This is a genomic window from Pseudomonas sp. Pse35 (genome assembly GCF_024519715.1).
GTDB lineage: Bacteria > Pseudomonadota > Gammaproteobacteria > Pseudomonadales > Pseudomonadaceae > Aquipseudomonas > Aquipseudomonas paracarnis.
In genome coordinates, this window is the sequence record NZ_JALJRP010000010.1 from 1 (window position 1) to 18,248 (window position 18,248).

General features: G+C 61.4%; 13 protein-coding genes and 2 pseudogenes. 6 read left to right on the forward strand and 9 right to left on the reverse strand.

The genetic code is table 11. From position 1 onward, the window contains the following. Nucleotides 1-66: 66 nt before the first annotated feature. Genes OC445_RS11105 through OC445_RS11120 form a run of 4 tightly spaced genes read right to left on the reverse strand, consistent with a single transcriptional unit; the run spans nucleotide 67 to nucleotide 4,869 of the window. On the reverse strand, nucleotides 67-930 hold the full coding sequence (locus OC445_RS11105) for an SMP-30/gluconolactonase/LRE family protein (protein WP_054895664.1): 864 nt from the start codon (nucleotides 928-930) through the stop codon (nucleotides 67-69). Nucleotides 931-946: 16 nt separating this feature from the next. Continuing rightward, nucleotides 947-2,527 carry an aldehyde dehydrogenase (NADP(+)) gene (locus OC445_RS11110; RefSeq protein ID WP_198791182.1) on the reverse strand — a complete coding sequence of 527 codons (1,581 nt, stop codon included), beginning with the start codon at nucleotides 2,525-2,527 and terminating at the stop codon, nucleotides 947-949. Between the two features lie 10 nt (nucleotides 2,528-2,537). Beyond that, on the reverse strand, nucleotides 2,538-3,530 hold the full coding sequence (araD1, locus tag OC445_RS11115; RefSeq protein WP_198791181.1) for an AraD1 family protein: 993 nt from the start codon (nucleotides 3,528-3,530) through the stop codon (nucleotides 2,538-2,540). A 16-nt stretch (nucleotides 3,531-3,546) separates the two neighbouring features. Further along, nucleotides 3,547-4,869, reverse strand: coding sequence for an MFS transporter (locus OC445_RS11120; protein ID WP_003190554.1), 1,323 nt, complete (start codon nucleotides 4,867-4,869; stop codon nucleotides 3,547-3,549). Nucleotides 4,870-5,060: 191 nt separating this feature from the next. Here OC445_RS11120 and OC445_RS11125 point away from each other — a divergent pair, with 191 nt between their 5' ends. Then, nucleotides 5,061-6,797, forward strand: a complete 1,737-nt coding sequence (locus OC445_RS11125) for an IlvD/Edd family dehydratase (RefSeq protein WP_019817288.1) — start codon at nucleotides 5,061-5,063, stop codon at nucleotides 6,795-6,797. 48 nt (nucleotides 6,798-6,845) lie between these two features. Continuing rightward, complete coding sequence (locus OC445_RS11130; RefSeq protein ID WP_034126739.1) at nucleotides 6,846-7,568, forward strand: FadR/GntR family transcriptional regulator; 723 nt, start codon at nucleotides 6,846-6,848, stop codon at nucleotides 7,566-7,568. 7 nt (nucleotides 7,569-7,575) lie between these two features. Here OC445_RS11130 and OC445_RS11135 read toward each other — a convergent pair whose 3' ends face one another. From OC445_RS11135 to OC445_RS11145, 3 genes are all read right to left on the reverse strand, one after another. Continuing rightward, the gene (locus tag OC445_RS11135; protein WP_034126738.1) at nucleotides 7,576-8,175 is read right to left on the reverse strand and encodes a hypothetical protein; all 600 of its coding nucleotides are present in this window, start codon (nucleotides 8,173-8,175) and stop codon (nucleotides 7,576-7,578) included. Between the two features lie 432 nt (nucleotides 8,176-8,607). After that, on the reverse strand, nucleotides 8,608-10,737 hold the full coding sequence (locus OC445_RS11140) for a TonB-dependent siderophore receptor (protein ID WP_198791180.1): 2,130 nt from the start codon (nucleotides 10,735-10,737) through the stop codon (nucleotides 8,608-8,610). A gap of 189 nt (nucleotides 10,738-10,926) precedes the next feature. Then, entirely contained in the window at nucleotides 10,927-12,018 is a 1,092-nt protein-coding gene (locus OC445_RS11145; protein ID WP_014718067.1) for an NADH:flavin oxidoreductase/NADH oxidase, read from the reverse strand. A 90-nt stretch (nucleotides 12,019-12,108) separates the two neighbouring features. Between OC445_RS11145 and OC445_RS11150 the strand changes: the two genes are divergently transcribed. Then, on the forward strand, nucleotides 12,109-12,408 hold the full coding sequence (locus tag OC445_RS11150) for an ArsR/SmtB family transcription factor (protein ID WP_003190545.1): 300 nt from the start codon (nucleotides 12,109-12,111) through the stop codon (nucleotides 12,406-12,408). Between the two features lie 450 nt (nucleotides 12,409-12,858). Here OC445_RS11150 and OC445_RS11155 read toward each other — a convergent pair whose 3' ends face one another. Next, complete coding sequence (locus OC445_RS11155) at nucleotides 12,859-13,887, reverse strand: GGDEF domain-containing protein (protein ID WP_054922113.1); 1,029 nt, start codon at nucleotides 13,885-13,887, stop codon at nucleotides 12,859-12,861. 2 nt (nucleotides 13,888-13,889) lie between these two features. Further along, nucleotides 13,890-14,741 (reverse strand): hypothetical protein, encoded by an 852-nt coding sequence (locus OC445_RS11160; RefSeq protein ID WP_169922168.1) that lies wholly within the window; start codon nucleotides 14,739-14,741, stop codon nucleotides 13,890-13,892. Between the two features lie 329 nt (nucleotides 14,742-15,070). Between OC445_RS11160 and OC445_RS11165 the strand changes: the two genes are divergently transcribed. The 3 genes and pseudogenes from OC445_RS11165 to OC445_RS27105 all read left to right on the forward strand — a co-directional run. Next, the gene (locus tag OC445_RS11165) at nucleotides 15,071-15,961 is read left to right on the forward strand and encodes a bestrophin family protein (RefSeq protein WP_003190542.1); all 891 of its coding nucleotides are present in this window, start codon (nucleotides 15,071-15,073) and stop codon (nucleotides 15,959-15,961) included. Nucleotides 15,962-16,099: 138 nt separating this feature from the next. After that, nucleotides 16,100-17,179 (forward strand): annotated as a pseudogene (locus OC445_RS27100) (cache domain-containing protein); the annotation flags it as partial. Nucleotides 17,180-17,506: 327 nt separating this feature from the next. After that, a pseudogene (locus tag OC445_RS27105) lies at nucleotides 17,507-18,043 on the forward strand (methyl-accepting chemotaxis protein); the annotation flags it as partial. Nucleotides 18,044-18,248 lie beyond the last annotated feature (205 nt).

Below are 18,248 nucleotides of genomic sequence, written 5' to 3' on the forward strand. Positions count from 1 at the left end.
AAAAAGCCGGCTCCAGCTGCGCTGTCGAACGGGAGCAAGCTCCCTCGCCACAACAGCGCGTTTGGTTTATCCGGCGAAGCGGTGACAGGGCTTGCCTGGCACGTCGACCTCAATGGCCAATACCGCACCATCAAGGGGGTGATCCAAGGGACTCGCCGCGCTGGTGATGTACAGCGTGGTGAGCTCGGGCCCACCGAACACGCAACTGGTGGGACGGCTGACCGGTAGTTCGATGATGCGATCCACCTCACCTGAAGGCGTTAGCCGCAGCAGGCAACTGCCATCCCAGCGCGCGTTCCAGATGTAGCCTTCGGCGTCCATGGCCGAGCCATCCGGCCCGCCGCGTGTGTGCGGCCCGAACCAGGCCTGGGCGGCGCCGAGTTGGCCGTCAGCCTGGATCGAATGCTGATAGAGCGTACCGTCCATGCTGTCGCCGAAATGCACCTGGCTGCCCGCCTCGTTCCAAAGCAAGGTGTTGGGAATGCCCAGGCCCGCCAACAACGGCGTGACCCGCGCATCGGCATCGATGCGAAACAAGCCACCGGAGCGCCGGGTAATCGGCAGGTCTTCGCCCTGCTCGCCTATGTTGTTCTGCATGGTGCCCAACCACAGCCGGCCCTGGGCATCGCAGCGTGCTTCATTGCCGCGGTTGCCCGTTTGCGGGTCGGCTACGCACAGCAGGGTCAAGGCTTCGGTGGCCAGGTCCAGGCGATACACACCGCTGCTCAAGGTCACCAGCGCATCACCGCTTTGACAGGGGATGAACGCCGAGACGTGCTCAGGCAATTGCCACACCTGCAACTGCCCCCCCATCAGACGCAGCGCCTGGCGGGCGGCGATATCCACCCAATACAGGGCCTGGGTCGGTACATCCCAGAACGGCCCTTCGCCCAACCGGGCACGGTGCGGGGTGACTGCGCTCAACGACATGAAGCCTCCTGATCAGTTACAGCGATTCGCGCGATGGCGTGCCATTTACCAGGCGCTGAATACGCAAGGGGTTGGCGTTTTTCAACGCGTCGGGCAGCAGGCTATCAGGGTAGTTCTGGAAGCACACCGGGCGCAGGAAACGGTCGATAGCCAAAGTGCCGACCGAGGTGCCACGGGCGTCGGAAGTCGCCGGATACGGCCCGCCGTGAACCATGGAATCGCACACCTCCACGCCAGTGGGGTAACCGTTGAGCAGGATGCGCCCGACTTTCTGTTCCAGCAGGGGCGTGAGTTCGGCGAACTGGTGCAGGTCGGTCGGTTCGCCGATTAGCGTGGCGGTCAATTGCCCGTGCAGCCCCTGCAGGGCGGCGCTGAGTTGGGCCTGATCGGCCACTTCGACGAACACCGTGGTGGGGCCGAAGACTTCTTCCTGGAGCACTTCATCGCCGTCAATCAACAGACGTACATCCGCCTTGAACAGTTGCGGTTGCGCCTGGTTGCCCGACTGCGCGCTGCCCGCCAGATGCTGGATGCCCGGGTGAGACCGGAGTTTTTCCAGGCCCTTGCCGTAGCTGCCCAGGGTGCCGGCATTCAGCATGGTTTGCGCCGGTTGCTCGCCGATCAATTGCGCGACCTGCTGAGTGAACGCGGTGAACGCAGGCGAGGCGATACCGATCACCAGGCCTGGGTTGGTGCAGAACTGGCCGCAGCCTTGTACCACCGACGCGGTCAGGTCACGGGCAATGCTTTCAGCGCGGGCTTGCAGCGCCTGGGGCAGCACGATCACGGGGTTGATGCTCGACATCTCGGCAAACACCGGGATCGGTTGCGGGCGCGCCGCGGCCATGTCGCAGAGGGCGCGGCCGCCTTTGAGCGAGCCGGTAAAGCCTACCGCCTGGATCGCCGGATGCTTGACCAGCGCCTCACCGACGCCGCCGCCAAAGATCATATTGAACACGCCAGCCGGCATCTCGGTGGCCTCGGCAGCACGAATGATCGCATCGGCCACGCGCTCGGCGGTCGCCATGTGCCCACTGTGGGCCTTGAACACCACCGGGCAGCCGGCGGCCAGCGCGGCAGCGGTGTCGCCGCCAGCCGTGGAAAATGCCAGGGGGAAGTTGCTGGCGCCGAACACCGCCACCGGGCCGAGGCCGATACGGTATTGGCGCAGGTCCGGGCGCGGCAGCGGCTGGCGCTCTGGCAGGGCCTTGTCGATACGCGCGCCGTAGAAGTCACCACGGCGCAGCACGGTGGCGAACAAACGCATCTGGCCGCTGGTGCGCCCGCGTTCGCCTTTGATGCGTGCGACCGGCAAGGCGGTTTCGCGGCAGACCAGTTCGACGAAATCATCGCCCAAGGCGTCCAGCTCATCGGCCACCGCATCCAGGAACTGCGCACGCCGTGCGGCGCTCAAGGCACGATAGGCCGGGTACGCCTGGGCCGCGGCCCGGGCGGCGGCGTCCACTTCCTGGGCGGTGGCCTGGTAGAAATCCTGGGGCAAGGCTTCGCCGGTGGTAGCGTCGATGCTTTGCAGCTTGATGCTGCCGTTGGCGCTGCGCTGGCCGCCGATGTAGTTGTGGCCGAGGAACGGGGTCATGTTGATCTCCTTAAAGGGGGGTGACTTGGCCGGGTTCAAATGCCGCATCGCTGCTGCCGATACCGTTGATCAACGGCGCGCCGAATTCAGCCTGGCTGATCTCGAACACATCGCCCGGCTGGGTACGTATACCGTCGGCGAATGACAAGGTGGCGGTGCCGAAGAAGTGAATGTGCACATCGCCCGGCTTGAGGAACTGGCTGTATTTGAAGTGGTGGTATTCGAGGTTTTCCAGGCTGTGGCACATATTGGCCTCGCCACTGAGGAATTCGTTCTGCCAGATGACCTCGCCGTTGCGCAGAATGCGGCTGGTGCCCGCCAGATGCTCGGGCAGTTCGCCCACGCGCAACTCCGGGCCATAGCTGCAACTGCGCAGCTTGGAATGGGCCAGGTACAGGTAGTTCTTGCGCTCCATCACATGGTCGGAGAACTCGTTGCCCACCGCAAAGCCCAGGCGATAGGGTTTACGGTCATGCCCGATCACATAGAGGCCGCCGATTTCCGGCTCTTCGCCGGCGTCTTCGGCGAACGGCGGCACCGGGAAGGCCTGGCCCGGGCGCACGACGATGCTGCCATCGCCTTTGTAGAACCACTCCGGTTGCACACCGGCCTGGCCAGCGCCTGGTTTGCCGCCCTCCACGCCCCATTTGAAGATGCGCATGGTGTCGGTCATCGCGCTGTCGTCGCCGGCCTGCTGGTGCATCTTGTCGCGGGCCGAGGCACTGCCCAGGTGGGTGAGACCAGTGCCGCTGATCAGCATATGGGCCGGGTCCGGATGGTCCAACGGCGGCAGGATTTTGTGTTCCGCCAACAAGGCGGCGTAGTCATGGCTGACGCCCAGGCCGAGGGCTTCTACCTGTTGCTGCAACTTGCCGCCGGCATCGATGGCGGCCAGCGCGAGTTCACGCACGCTGTGGGCGCCGCGCACTTCGCGTACCTGGTTGCCTTCTACCACGCCGACGCGGCGCTCACCGTTGCTCAACTCGAACTGAACTAAACGCATGCAGGTTCTCCTGGATTTAAGTGCGTGTGGCGCCACGGGCGCTGGCGGCGAATTGGTCGACGGGCAGCACGTGCTTGCGTTCCAACAAGCGGTAGACCACGAGGGTCAGCAGCAAGCCGAACACCATCACACCGGATAAGAAATACAAGCCTGAGGCCAGATTGCCGGTGTACTCCTTGAGCGCACCGATCACGAACGGGCCGATGTAACCGCCGAGGTTGCCCACCGAGTTGATCAAGGCAATACCGGCCGCCGCACTGGCGCCGGCAAAAAAGCGCCCCGGCAGCGTCCAGAACACGGCGGTGCAGGAAAACATGGCAAACGCCGCCAGGCACAGCGCGGCCATTTGCAGCACTGGCACCGTGAGCCAGGCGCTGCAGAACAGGCCGATGGCGCCCAGTACATAGAGCACGGCGAGATGGCCGTAACGGTCGTTCAAGCGGTCGGAGCTGCGCGGGATGATCAACAGGCCGATGATGCCGAAGATATAGGGCACCGCGGAGATGAAGCCGGTGGTGAGGTCGCTGCCGCCAAACTGCTTGATCAGGGTCGGCAGCCACAAGCCGAGGCCGTAGATGCTCAGGGTCACCGGCAGGTAGAACAGCGCCAGCAGCAACACGCGCTTGTCCTTGAGCGCATGCAAGGGGTTGCCATGGCGCGTCTGGCCGTAGGCTTGCAGGTCTTTGTGCAGCTCGCCGGTGAGCCAGGCTTTTTCTTCCTCGCTCATCCAGTTGACCTTCTGGGGGCCGTCCGGCAGGTATCGCAGCACCGGCCAGGTCAGCAGGATCGCCGGGGTGCCGATCACGATGAACAGCCACTGCCAGCCATGCAGGCCAAGAATGCCGTCCATGCCGAGCAAACCGCCGGACACCGGGCCGGTGATCATCATTGCAATAGGTTGGGAGAGGATGAACAGCCCGAGGATCTTGCCGCGATGGCGCACCGGGAACCACTGGGTGATGTAGTACAGCACGCCGGGAAAGAACCCCGCCTCCGCCGCGCCCAGCAGAAAGCGCATCACATAGAAGCTGTGCGGCCCCTGCACGAACGCCATGCCGATGGTGATGGCGCCCCAGGTGATCATGATGCGCGCAAACCAGCGCCGTGCGCCGAAGCGGTCAAGCATCAGGTTGCTGGGAATTTCGAACAGGAAATAGCCAATGAAGAACAACCCGGCACCGAGGCCATAGGCGGCGTCACCGATGCCCACGTCAGCGCCCATGTGCAGCTTGGCGAAGCCCACGGCGGAACGGTCCACGTAGGCGATCAGGTACAGCAGGATCAGGAAGGGAATCAGTTTCAGCGTGATGCGCCGAATAAGCCGCAGTTCCTGGCTCATGGGGTCGATCTCCGATTGTTGTTTTTATAGAAGCTCGGGGGACGCCTCTGACGAAATCCGCCAGGGCCATACCTCAGTTGAGACCGACTATATAGTATGACTATTTGCAAAACAACACTTCCAAAGCGGCGATTTTGCGCTTATGTTTAAGCACGCATAGAACATATAGTCATACAATAAGAGAATCGATCATGCCTGACAAAAAGCCCGGCCTACGCTCTGCCCAGTGGTTTGGTACCGCCGACAAAAACGGCTTCATGTACCGCAGTTGGATGAAGAACCAGGGCATTGCCGACCATCAGTTCCATGGCAAGCCGATCATCGGCATCTGTAACACCTGGTCGGAGCTGACGCCGTGCAACGCGCATTTCCGCCAGATCGCCGAGCACGTCAAGCGTGGCGTGATCGAGGCCGGTGGCTTCCCGGTGGAGTTCCCGGTGTTTTCCAATGGCGAATCCAACCTGCGCCCTACCGCCATGCTCACGCGCAACCTGGCGAGCATGGATGTGGAAGAAGCGATTCGCGGCAATCCGATTGACGGTGTGGTGCTGCTGACCGGCTGCGACAAGACCACCCCGGCGCTGCTGATGGGCGCGGCCAGTTGTGATGTGCCGGCCATCGTCGTCACTGGCGGGCCGATGCTCAACGGCAAGCACAAGGGCCAGGACATCGGCTCGGGGACGGTGGTGTGGCAGCTCAGCGAACAGGTGAAGGCCGGCACCATCACCCTGGATGATTTCCTCGCGGCCGAGGGCGGCATGTCGCGCTCGGCGGGCACCTGCAACACCATGGGCACGGCCTCCACCATGGCCTGCATGGCCGAGGCGCTGGGCACTTCCCTGCCCCACAACGCGGCGATTCCGGCCGTGGATGCGCGCCGCTATGTACTGGCGCACATGTCGGGCATGCGCGCCGTGGAGATGGTGCGTGAGGACTTGAAGCTGTCGAAAATCCTCACCAAGGAGGCGTTTGAAAACGCTATCCGCGTGAACGCGGCCATCGGCGGCTCGACCAACGCCGTGATCCACTTGAAAGCCATCGCCGGGCGCATCGGCGTCGAACTCGACCTGGATGACTGGACCCGCATCGGCCGCGGTATGCCGACCATCGTCGACCTGCAGCCCTCCGGACGCTTTCTGATGGAAGAGTTCTACTACGCCGGCGGCCTGCCCGCGGTGCTGCGTCGCCTGGGTGAGGCCAATCTGATCCCCCACCCCAACGCCTTGACGGTCAACGGCAAGTCCCTGGGCGAGAACACCCAGGATTCGCCGATCTATGGCCAGGACGAAGTGATCCGCACGCTGGACAACCCGATCCGCGCCGACGGCGGCATCTGCGTGCTGCGTGGCAACCTCGCGCCCCTGGGCGCGGTGCTCAAGCCTTCGGCAGCGAGCCCCGAACTGATGCAGCACCGTGGCCGCGCCGTGGTGTTCGAGAACTTCGACATGTACAAGGCACGCATCAACGACCCGGAGCTGGACGTGGATGCCAACTCGATCCTGGTCATGAAGAACTGCGGCCCCAAGGGTTACCCCGGCATGGCCGAAGTCGGCAACATGGGCCTGCCTGCCAAGCTGCTGGCCCAGGGCGTGACGGACATGGTGCGCATTTCCGATGCGCGCATGAGCGGCACCGCCTACGGCACCGTGGTGTTGCACGTGGCACCGGAAGCCGCCGCCGGCGGGCCGTTGGCGACAGTGAAGGAAGGTGACTGGATCGAACTCGATTGCGCCAATGGCCGCCTGCACCTGGACATTCCAGATGCCGAGCTGGCAGCGCGCATGGCCGACCTGCCCCCCGCGCAGAACCTCATTGTCGGCGGCTATCGCCAGCTGTACATCGACCATGTGTTGCAGGCCGACCAAGGCTGTGACTTTGACTTCCTGGTGGGCTGTCGCGGGGCAGAAGTCCCACGGCATTCCCACTAATTGGGATGCTATGATGCGGCGAATCTAAGCCAGAGCCTCCCCGTCGTTATGGATCACCAGCCGCCCAAGCCGCGCAAGAGCCAGCATGCCCAGATCGTTCAGGACTTGGGCATGCACATCGTTTCCGGTCGCTTCAAGCCTGAAGAACGCTTGCCCATGGAAGCCACGCTGTGCGAGGAATACCAGGTCAGCCGCTCGGTATTGCGCGAAGCCACGCGGGTGCTCAGCGCCAAGGGCCTGGTGTACTCCAAGCCACGGGTGGGCGCGGTGGTACGGCCACGCTTGAAATGGCACCTGCTCGACCCGGACGTGCTGTCCTGGTTGATGCAGTCCACGCCCCACAGCGAGTTTTTCAACACCCTGGCCGGGGTGCGCCGCATTCTCGAACCGGAAATCGCCGCCATGGCCGCGACCACCGCCACCGATGAAGACATCGCCACCATCGAACAAGCCTACCAAGGCATGGAAACCGCCAAGACCCACGAGGACCTGTTACAGGCCGACCTGGACTTCCACCGCGCGATTGCCGACGCCACCCGCAACGACCTGCTCGCCTATATGTGCAACATGCTCTCGCTGCCGTTGCGCGAGTCGATCAACATCACCAACCGCCGTCCGGATATCCAGGGCCTGAGTCTGCCTCGGCACAAGGCGATCCTCACGGCGATCCAGAACCGCGATGCCTTGGGTGCACGGCATGCGTCGCTGGTGCAACTGGACGACACCCGAGTGGCGCTGGATACGGTGATGAACGTGTTGACGCCGTTGTGAGCCCGCGTCATTCCTGACTGTTATTGTTGGCCCTGGGGCAGGTGTTATCGCCCTCTTTTTTCAGCGCCAGCACGGCCTGGCGCTCGGACAACAAGTGAGTGATGGCGCCGCCGATCGCAGCGGAAATCAACGCCAAGGCTTCTTTAGGCAGATTGATCGCCGCCCAGGTCAACCCACCGATCAGCAAGATGACAAACAGGATATTGAAACGTGACACGCCGAGTTTTATCGAGCGGACGATATCGGACGTGTCCTGCATTTTCTCGAAGCGTTTAAGGTCTTCGAACTTGCGCACCGATTCCAGGGTTTCCAGGTAATGGGTTTCGGCCCGCTTCAATTTCTTGATCACATCGGCTTCGAGCATGACCTCCTCTATCTCGATCCTGACCAGGCTGATATTGGCGCCTGGACGGCCTAGAATTTCCGAACTCAGCGAACTTTCGGCCAGCTCGGCCAGCAGATAGGTATAGGAGGTTTCGCTGATCTCCTTGGCATATTTTTGCAAGGCTGACGTGTAGCACTTGGTGGCGTATCGGGTGAACAGACGCTCGGCATCGTTGGTCTTTTTGATCAGGTCTTCAGCTTTCTCGATCAGTTCCCGTTCCATTTTTAATATCCCTATTAAGCGTGGCTTCGAAAAGCAATGAGCGCCGACCGCTGCGCTGGCACGTTACGAGCAAACATCCCTCGATCGCCCGCCAGTGTCTACTGTTAAACCTGACAGGGAAGCTGATGCAGGCCCCTGTGGCGAGGGAGCTTGCTCCCACGACGGCCTGCCAGCCGACGCATATCCACCTGACGCGCCGCATTCCAAATGTGGGGTGTCAGGTAGAGAAGTGTCGGCTGTCAGGCCGTCATCGCAGGCAAGCCAGCTCCCACAGTTGGATCGCGAGGGTATCAGGTAGAAATGCGTCGGCTGGCAGGCCGTCTTCGCAGGCAAGCCAGCTCCCACAGTTGGAATGCGGCGTGTCAGGTAGATAGGGGCCGTTGCGGAGCAATTTCCTTCGCTACAGGCCCTGCGTGGTACCGCAGCTGTTCATCACAGGGTGTAGGCGATGCCCACCTGCACGGTACGCGGCGCGCCGGGGTAGGCGTAGATATTGCCGAACGCGCCTTCTTCATATTCGCGGTTGAACAGGTTCTTCACATCGAGATTCAAGCGCACACGCTCATTGACCTTGTAGTAACCGAGCAGGTCGACCACGGTATAGGCGTCCATGGAGAATGCCGTATTGGCGGTCTGGCCGGCGCGTTGGTCGACGTACTTGCCGCCGGCGCCCAGGCCCAGGCCTTTGAGCGCGCCGTCCTGGAACTCGTAGACGTTGAGCAGGCTGAAGCTGTTGCGCGGGATGTTCATCAAGCGAGTGCCGGAGCGCAGAGTGTTATCACGGGTGACTTCGGCATCGACATAGGCGTAACCGCCGATCACGCGCCATTCGGGCGTGAGGTTGCCTGCAACGTTCAGGTCAAATCCACGACTGCGAACTTGGCCGGCCGCGACATTAAAGGCACTGTCCACCGGATCGGGGGTCAGCACGTTTTTCTTCTCGATCTGATAGATCGCCGCATCCACGCTCAACTGCCGGTCCAGCGCCTCCCACTTGATGCCCATCTCGTAGGACTTGCCCTTCTCCGGCGCAAAACCACCGCCTTCGCGGCTGGCGCTGGCGTTGGGTTTGAACGAACGTGCGGCGTCAGCATAGACCGCGACGGTGTCGGTGAGGTCGTAGATCACACCCACGCGCGGGGTGACGGCGTTATCGGCGGCCTGCCAGCTTTTACCTACATAGTTCTGGTAGTCATGCTCGAAACGCTCGAAGCGGGCACCGGCCAGTACTTTCAGCCGTTCAGTGAGGGCAACCTGGTCCTGTACGAAAGCGGCGTAGGTCTTGAGGTTTTCCTTATCGTGGGTCGGCGTTCGGGTCAGCGCCGGACGCGTTTGGCCGTACACAGGGTTGAAGATGTCGACCGGGTAAGTGCCCACCTCGTCGCTTGAACGTTGAATGATCGACTTATAGTCGTAATCCTCGTACTCGATACCGGTAAGCAAGGTGTGATCGAACCCGCCGGTGGAGAAGTGCCCGGTCAGGTTGAGCTGATAGTCCTTGTCGGTCCATTCCAGCTTGCGGTAGTTGAAGTTGCGTTGCAGGGTCCGGCCATCGGCGCCCAGGCTACCCGGCCCATTGGCCTCAATGGCGTTGCCCTTCAGGCTGCCGTCCAACCATTGAAAACCGCCGCCCAGGGTCCAGTTGTCGTTAAGCATGTGCTCGAAACGCAACTGCGCCATGTTGTTGTCGTTGTGCAGCTTGCCGGCGTCCTTGTCGCCCCAGAACGTATCACGCGAGGGCGTGCCACGCTGGTTGGGGAAACGCGTCAGGCCACGGTCCAGCGGGTGGTTGTTGCGCATGAAATCGCCTTCGAAGGTCACCTTGGTGTCATCGGTGGCCTGCCAGGTGATCACCGGCGTCACGCCGTAGCGTTCCGTCTCGACGTGATCGCGGAAGGTGTCGCCGCCCTCGCCCACGACGTTCAGGCGATAGGCCAGGCGGCCTTCCTCGTCCAGCGGGCCTGAGGCATCCAGGGTGCCGCGCTTCATGCCCTGGTCATTGAGCTGGCTGCCCAGGGTGACGGTGCGTTCGGCCAGCGGTTGCTTGGACACCACATTGAAGGTGCCGCCTGGGTCGCCACGGCCGTAGAGCATGGTCGCGGGGCCGCGCAGTACTTCCAGACGCTCGATGGTGTTGGCGTCCGGCATGTTCGGGTAACCGCGGTTGATCGGGAAACCGTTGCGGTAGAACTCACCGGTGGTGAAGCCGCGCACGGTAAAGGTGGTCAGGCCCTGGCCGCCAAAATTGTTGGCACGGCCGACGCCGCCGGCGTAATCGAGGGCACCCTGCAAGCGCGTTGCACCGAGGTCTTCGACCACGTCCTTGGACACTACGCTGATGGACTGCGGGGTTTCATGAATGGCGGTGTCGGTGCGCGTCGCACTGGCTGAGCGTGTAGCGTGGTAGCCCTGCACGGGGCCTTGGGCCGACTCAAGGTCCGCGGTGGCGGTGACATTGGTCGCTTGCAGCTCGATACTGGCGTTCTCGGCAGGTGCCTGCTCTGCCCACGCGAAGGGGGAAAACGCCTGGAGCACACAGATGGAAATCAGAGTACGACGCATGGGTGTAGAACCTAGTGAATGAGCCAGATGGGACGGCAAACCTGCCAAGAATTCGCGGCGCATCATATATCAGCGGATTCTCGTTTGACATCGATTCTCATTTGTTATTTTTCACCGCGTAGGTCGCCAAAAGCGACAGGCGAAAAAAAGCCACTCAATCGAGTGGCTCATGCAATGCGCAGGCGTACCTCAGCGATAGCGTTCCAGCCAATGCGCGTAAGGCGCCGGCAAGGTCCAGGAGGACTTGTCCACGCCCAGCTCCTTGGCAGCAAAGTAGGCCCAATGCGGGTCGGCCAGATGCGCACGCCCTACCGAAACCAGGTCCAGGTGCCCGGCCTGCAAAGCGCCTTGGGCCAGTTGCGGCGTGCCGAAGCCCCAGGCCGAGGTCACCGGAATACCGGCTTCACGGCGTACACGCTCAGCAATCGGGCCCATGAAGGCCGGGCCCCATGGGATGTTGGTGTCAGGAATGGTAAAGCCGACGCTGACGCTCAGCAGGTCCAGGCCACCGTCCTTGAAACGGCGGGCCAGTTCGATGGACTCGGTGAGGGTCTGCTCATCACGGCCGTCGTATTCGATCACACCGAACCGGGCGGTGAGCGGCAGGTTTTCCGGCCAGACTTCACGCACCGCAGCCAGGGTTTCGAGGAGGAAGCGGCTGCGGTTGTCGAAGCTGCCACCGTAGGCATCGGTACGCTGGTTGGAGTGCTCGGAGAAAAAGCTCTGGCCCAGGTAGCCGTGGGCGAAGTGCAGTTCGATCCATTCAAAGCCGGCATCGCGAGCGCGGCGGGCCGCGTCGACGAAGTCCTGCTGCACGCGGGCAATGTCTTCCAGGGTCATGGCACGCGGTACGTTGGGCAAATTGGCACCAAACGCGATGGCAGAGGGGGCGATGGTTTCCCAGCTACGGGCATCAGAAGCCGGGATGTGGTCATCACCTTCCCAGGGGCGATTGGCACTGGCTTTGCGACCGGCGTGGGCGATCTGAATGCCCGGCACCGAACCTGCGGCCTTGATGGCCTTGACCATGGGCACAAATGCCTGGGCATGGGCATCGCTCCAGATCCCGGCGCAGCCTGGGGTGATGCGCCCTTCAGGGGCGACCGCGGTGGCCTCGACCACCAGCAGGCCGGCACCACCACGGGCCATGCCGGCCAGGTGAACGTGGTGCCAGTCGTTGACCATGCCGTCTTCGGCCATGTATTGGCACATCGGTGGGATAGCAATGCGATTGCGCAAGGTCACATCTTTGAGTTTGAACGGTTCGAACAAGGCCGACATTGAGAACTCCAGGAAGGGATGAGTGATTCGATAGTTCGATGGTAATCGAACTATGGTATTGAACGCTACCCCCCTGTTATGATCCGCCCCATGCGAGCCTTCAAACACCCTACTCCGCAAGAATTGACGCTTGAGCGTGTGCTGTACGCCTTGAGCGACCCCGTGCGCCTGGACATCGTGCGCTACCTGGCCAACGTGCCAGAGGCCACCTGTGGCGAACTCGACGGGGGGCGGCCCAAGTCCAGCATGTCCCATCACTTCCGGGTATTGCGCGATGCCGGCCTGGTGCACACCCGCAATGTGGGCACCACCCATATGAACTCGTTGCGCCGTGACGAGCTGGAAAGCCGCTTCCCTGGGTTGCTGGCGAGCGTGTTGTCACAGCACTAGACGCATAACTTCGGCGCGACGCCGGGCCTGTGGCGAGGGAGCTTGCTCCCGTGACGGCCTGCCACCCGGCGCTTGCCTACCTGACACCCCACAATCCAAATGTGGGAGCTGGCTTGCCTGCGATGGCGGCCCGACAGCCGCCCCATATTTACCGGACACCCCTCAATCCAACTGTGGGAGCGGGCTTGCTCGCGAAGGCGGCCTGACAGCCGGCACAGTTATACCGAGTACATATCCATTCCTGCGGTAACAGCCACTTAGGGTTCTCTTGCTCCACCACTCGGCACCTCGCCCAGGCTCGGTGTGCCCGTAATCCGCCAGCGTGGTTTAACGGGGCGCTTAAGATCAAAAGCAGATCAAGATCAAGAGCGGCTCGCTTCGCATCGTGGTTAGCGTTGGCTGCTGCAACTTGGAAAGTTGTGCAGATACCTTTGCACTAGACGCCAAGCCTCAGGACAAGATCGCCTTCAGCAGCGCGCCGTCCAGGTGCACACAGTCCTTGCCATTGCGCTTGGCGCCGTACAGGTTCTTGTCCGCCATCTTGAGTACGGCCGACAACTCGTCGCCCGGCGAAAAACGCGCCATTCCCGCACTGCAGGTGTAATGGTGGGGCGCAGGCACACTGCTGCGGATCGCTTGCAACAAGTCCAGGGCATAATCACAGGCCACCTCCACATCGTCGCCCTGCAATAACACGCCGAACTCTTCCCCGCCGATCCGTCCAAAGCTGTGGCTGCCCTTGGCGTTTTTCAGACACAGGGCCATGGCGCGCAGAATCTTGTCCCCCACGTCGTGGCCATACAGATCGTTTTTTTCTTTGAAACTGTCGATATCCAACATGATGAAGTAGCCGCCCTGCTCCCCACCGAGCAACTTCTCGAAGCTCTGCATAAAAGCGCGCCGGTTGAGAATGGAGGTCAGGTAGTCGGTCTCGGCCAAGGCGCGAAACTCGCTTTCCACCAGCAATACCGAACGCAGGTTCTTCAAGTAGGAGTAACTCAAGATAAACCCGATGGATACCGACGCGGCGCAGAACAGCAGCAAATACACCTCGGTGCCAACGTATATATCCGCCTGCATGGGCGGCCACAGGATCAGCCAGATCAATAGCGCATCGGCCAGATAATCCTGGACACTGATAAACAAGATCGCACTGCCCACCACCAGGGTCACGGCCAACGGCAGGCCATAAATACGCAACTCTTTGTTCATATGAATCAGATAAGCGAAGCCGACGGACAACAACACCATATAGGTGACCCCCAGCACTCGCCAGAGCAGAAAGTTCGTGGTGGTGGCATGTACCCGGCAAACAATCAGCAGGCCCACCGTGACGCCCAACATATAAAAATTCAACTTCAGGGCCGCAGGAATCAGGAGCATGCCGACCCAGGCAATAATCCCTACCCCTTCGGCTTGGGTCACCGCAGGTGACAACAAACTGCGCATTCTGGGCCGCAACTTCAAGTTAGCAGGCATCCTTACGCTCCCATCTCAATAGCATGCAGGCCCATCGCAAATGAAAAGGCCATGAACCGCTTTACCAGGCTGGCAAAGGGTGGCAGAACTTCCAGCCGGGTTTTGGAGTGGGCTTTGAAATAACCCTTTTCAACCCCCTCCTGCACCATACGGATAATGTGAGTCTTGGACACGGAAAGTTGCTTGGCCAAGGCCAGGTAGGAAGACGACCGGAAGGTGGCGCGGTCGTTCTCTGGGGCAAAGGCGTCGTTGTAGATCGCCAGCATCAACAGATGGCCGGCGTCGCGCTTCACCAGCCAGTAACATTCGGGCAGCAAGACATCCACCGTCAACTCGGCCGCGAGAATCATGGCAAAACCCTTGAAATAGAGCGCAAGGAACTCGCGGTCATCCAAGTCGCGCATCTGCCGGAACACTTCCCTTTCGGGATAGAGCAGCGCCAACGACTCCGTGAGGGCGGTGAGCATCAACCGCGCTTCGCGGCAGGCTTCATCCGAAGGTGCATACACCCTGAAGCGACTGTCTTCGGGGTGCGGCGCAACCTCCATGAAACCCAAGGCCCGGAATAGCAAAAAAATCGATTCCAGGCTGTTTTTCGAACAATATTTGCGCGTTACGCACAAGGCTTTAACTTCTGCCAACAAAGGCAGCGGTGTAGAAAAGTATTGGCTCAATAATGCAAACGACACCATCAAGCGGCTGTATTTAAGGGCACTCTTGTAGAAAAACGGTCGTCTCGAATAGGGCACGAGCAGCACGTGGTAATGCGCTCTCATGCACGATTCAAAATCCTTATGACGTTCGAGCGCTTGCGCGGTATTACACATAGCCAACTTCAACGAACTGACACGCATGAAAGAGCCCTGATCATCCAACTTGATGCCACTGATCTCAGCTACGAAATCCCTGCAGCCCGGCCCCAAAACAAATCACTTCAAAAATCCTGCCATTAATGGCTTTTTGCCTCGAACGCAATGTACAGCGATTGCCGGACAAGACGTCATCAGTACCAAAGTTGTTCCACAGTCAAATGCCCTATGGCACACACTTACGCGCAACCTTTGGTTACATTCTCTCCGCCTGGCGGTTAGAGGACTAATCGATTCAGCACACTGCGAACCTTCCTTCCTCGGCGGCGTCGTAACAGGGGATTGTTGCCAACCGCCCGCCGCGAGGTTCTCGTTTGAAAGCTGCCCTTCTGAAGAAATACCGCCTGATCATCAAGACCATGGGCTATGTGGGCTGGGCGTTGTTCTGGCTGTTGTTGTGGGATGTGGCGGTGACGGTGGATTTCATGCTGTTTCTCACCGCCAAGATCAATTTGCCGCTGATGCCCCTGACCTTGCTCGGCTCGGCACTGGTGGTGCTGATCAGCTTTCGCAACAGCAGCGCCTACAACCGCTGGTGGGAAGCACGCACGCTGTGGGGTGCGATGGTCAACAACTCGCGCAGTTTTGCTCGGCAAGTGTTGACCCTGCTCGATGACGCCCCTGGTGAGGTGAACCCGGTGAAGTCGACGCTGTTGCGCCGTCACGTGGCTTACGTCAATTGCCTGGCTGCGCACCTCAAGGGCCAGCCGTGCCCGGAGGAAGTGCGAGCCTTTATCCCCGCCGAAGAATTTGCGCGCAACGGCGCCACCAATAACTTCGCCAATGACATCCTCACCGGCTCGGCCTCGTTGCTGGCGCGCGAATACCAGGCCGGGCGCCTGGACAGCATCCGCCTGGCGCGGTTGGAGTCGACCCTGGTGGACCTCTCCAACGCCCAGGGCGGCATGGAGCGGATTGCCAACACGCCACTGCCCTACCCTTACGTGTACTTCCCGCGGCTATTCATTTCGTTATTCTGCCTGATCGTGCCGGTGGGCCTGGTGGAATCGCTCGGTTGGTTCACGCCGTTGGCCTCCACGGTCGTGGGCTTCATGCTGCTGGCCATCGAACGCATCGGCACCGACCTGCAAAGCCCGTTCAATTCCAGCGAACACCAGATCCAGATGGAAAGCATCTGCGAAACCATCGAGAAGAACCTGCAGTCGATGCGCCGCGATGCCCTGGTCGGTGACCCGATCGCCTGATTCCCCCTCCTCAAGTGCCAACTCCCTCGGCCGATATACCGAGGGTACGCATGGCCTCGCCTCTCACAAAAACGCCTGCGACACGCAGTAGCCATTTTTCTCCCCTTGCCAAAACTATAAATACCCGCGGGTGAAGTTATGAATATCAAGCAGAAGCTGACATGGGCGTTTGCGGCCATCGCGTGCGTGCCGGTCATCCTGGTCGCCATTATCGTGGTGCTGAACCTGCGCGAGGGTGCGCTGGCCAACTTCCTCGACAGCAGCGGCCGCGAGATCCGCCAGATCGACAATGGCATGCAGCAGTTTTTCGACGGCATCAGCCAGAATGTCGACTTCGTCGCCAAAGACCCGCGTGTGATCGCGGCCAAGAACCTGAAGAACTACGCCGGCGCCGATGCAGCGCAAATTCCGCTGACGCCGACCAACACCGAACTGCTGGCGATTTTTGATCAGTTCGCCAAAAGCCACCCCAGTACCGCCTACCTGTCCCTGGGACTGAGCGATGGCGGCTACGCCAGTTGGCCGGACGACGCCAAGCTGACGCAGTACGACCCGCGCACCCGCCCCTGGTACCAGGCCGCCATTGCAGCGCCAGGCAAGACCGTGCGCACAGGCGCCTACTACTGGGCCCCGGACGATGTGGTGCTGATCGGCACCGTGCGCACCGTCGCGGATGCCACGGGTAACGTCCTTGGGGTGGTTGGCCTTGACGTGTCGCTCAAGCAACTCACCGAGCTGGTGCGCACCATCAAGCTGGGCGACAGCGGCTACCTGATGCTGGTGGAAGCCGACGGCAACGTGCTGGTGGACCCCAGCGATGCCACGCACAACTTCAAGCCCCTGGCGGGCCTGGGCGCGAACTACGCCGAACTGGCCAAGCACGGCGATGGCGTGACCGAGGTGAGCATCGATGGCGTGGCCTACATGGCTAACGTGGTCAGTTCCAAAGACTTGGGCTGGCGCTTTATCGGCCTGATCAAGCGTGACGAAGTGATGGCCGGCGCCACCCGCCTGACGTGGTTGATCGCTGCGATCGCCGCCGTACTGGCCGTGGTGTTCGCAATCGTCGGTGCCAGTTTCGCCCGTGTGATCGTACGTCCGATTCGCGGTGTGGCCGACGGCCTGCAGGAAATCGCCGAAGGTGAAGGCGACCTCACGCGCCAGCTCAAAGTGCAAGGCAAGGACGAAACCGCCAGCCTGGCCGGCTGGTTCAACCAGTTCCTGAGCATGATCGCGCAACTGGTGCAGCGCATCGGCAACGCCTCCTCAGACCTGCAAACCGCCGCCGCCGACACCAGCGCCGTGGCCAACAATATGAACCAGGCCGCCGGCCGCCAGCGCGAAGCCGTGGAACTGGTGAGCACCGCGTTCAACGAGATGGTCGCCACCGCCAACGAAGTCGCGCGCTCATGCAGCGCCGCCGCCACGAGTGCCGATGAGGGCTATCGCGACGTGCACACCGGCCAGCAGCACATCGGCGAAGCCACCGGCAGCGTGCTCAAGCTCAGCGAAGACCTGCAAAAATCCACACAGACCATGCAGTTGCTCGAGCAAGACAGCCAGAACATCAACACCATCCTCGACACCATCCGCTCGATTGCCGAACAGACCAACCTGCTGGCGCTCAACGCCGCGATCGAAGCCGCCCGCGCTGGCGACCAGGGCCGCGGCTTTGCGGTGGTCGCCGATGAAGTGCGTGCACTGGCGCGTCGCACCGCCGACTCCACCGGCGAAATCGACAGCCTACTGGGCAACCTTGCCCGCCGCACCCAGGAAGTCACCCAGCAGATGCAAGGCAGCTTGCTGGTGTCCAACACCAGCGTGGAGCGCATCCAGCAGGCCCGTGACAGCTTTGACAAGATCCGCGGCTCGGTGGATTCGATTCGCGACCAGAACACTCAGATCGCCACCGCCGCCGAAGAGCAGCATCAGGTGGCCGAAGAGATCAACCGGCATATCGCGCAGATCCACGCCGACGCGCAGTTGGTGGAAGGCTTTGCGCATTCGGCGCAGACCGGTTCAGGGCGGCTGACTGATATTTCCGGCCAGCTCAATGGGCTGGTGGGGCGCTTCAAGTTCTGATGCCCGCCCAATAAAGGCAGCGCTGTACCGTGGCGAGGGAGCTTGCTCCCGCTGGACTGCGTAGCAGTCCCAGTCTTTTAAATTAAGAGCGGGGCCGCTTCGCGCCCCAGCGGGAGCAAGCTCCCTCGCCACAGGGTACGCGTCGCAGGGTCCATCTAGGCCGACTCAGAGGCGGCCCTGCCCATCATCGCAGTACCTGCAACAG

Bases quoted from the DNA above. Each gene is read 5' to 3' on its own strand.
- OC445_RS11105 (WP_054895664.1), bottom strand. From the start codon at position 930: ATGTCGTTGAGCGCAGTCACCCCGCACCGTGCCCGGTTGGGCGAAGGG.
- OC445_RS11110 (WP_198791182.1), bottom strand. From the start codon at position 2,527: ATGACCCCGTTCCTCGGCCACAACTACATCGGCGGCCAGCGCAGCGCC.
- araD1 (WP_198791181.1), bottom strand. From the start codon at position 3,530: ATGCGTTTAGTTCAGTTCGAGTTGAGCAACGGTGAGCGCCGCGTCGGC.
- OC445_RS11120 (WP_003190554.1), bottom strand. From the start codon at position 4,869: ATGAGCCAGGAACTGCGGCTTATTCGGCGCATCACGCTGAAACTGATT.
- OC445_RS11125 (WP_019817288.1), top strand. From the start codon at position 5,061: ATGCCTGACAAAAAGCCCGGCCTACGCTCTGCCCAGTGGTTTGGTACC.
- OC445_RS11130 (WP_034126739.1), top strand. From the start codon at position 6,846: ATGGATCACCAGCCGCCCAAGCCGCGCAAGAGCCAGCATGCCCAGATC.
- OC445_RS11135 (WP_034126738.1), bottom strand. From the start codon at position 8,175: ATGGAACGGGAACTGATCGAGAAAGCTGAAGACCTGATCAAAAAGACC.
- OC445_RS11140 (WP_198791180.1), bottom strand. From the start codon at position 10,737: ATGCGTCGTACTCTGATTTCCATCTGTGTGCTCCAGGCGTTTTCCCCC.
- OC445_RS11145 (WP_014718067.1), bottom strand. From the start codon at position 12,018: ATGTCGGCCTTGTTCGAACCGTTCAAACTCAAAGATGTGACCTTGCGC.
- OC445_RS11150 (WP_003190545.1), top strand. From the start codon at position 12,109: ATGCGAGCCTTCAAACACCCTACTCCGCAAGAATTGACGCTTGAGCGT.
- OC445_RS11155 (WP_054922113.1), bottom strand. From the start codon at position 13,887: ATGCCTGCTAACTTGAAGTTGCGGCCCAGAATGCGCAGTTTGTTGTCA.
- OC445_RS11160 (WP_169922168.1), bottom strand. From the start codon at position 14,741: ATGCGTGTCAGTTCGTTGAAGTTGGCTATGTGTAATACCGCGCAAGCG.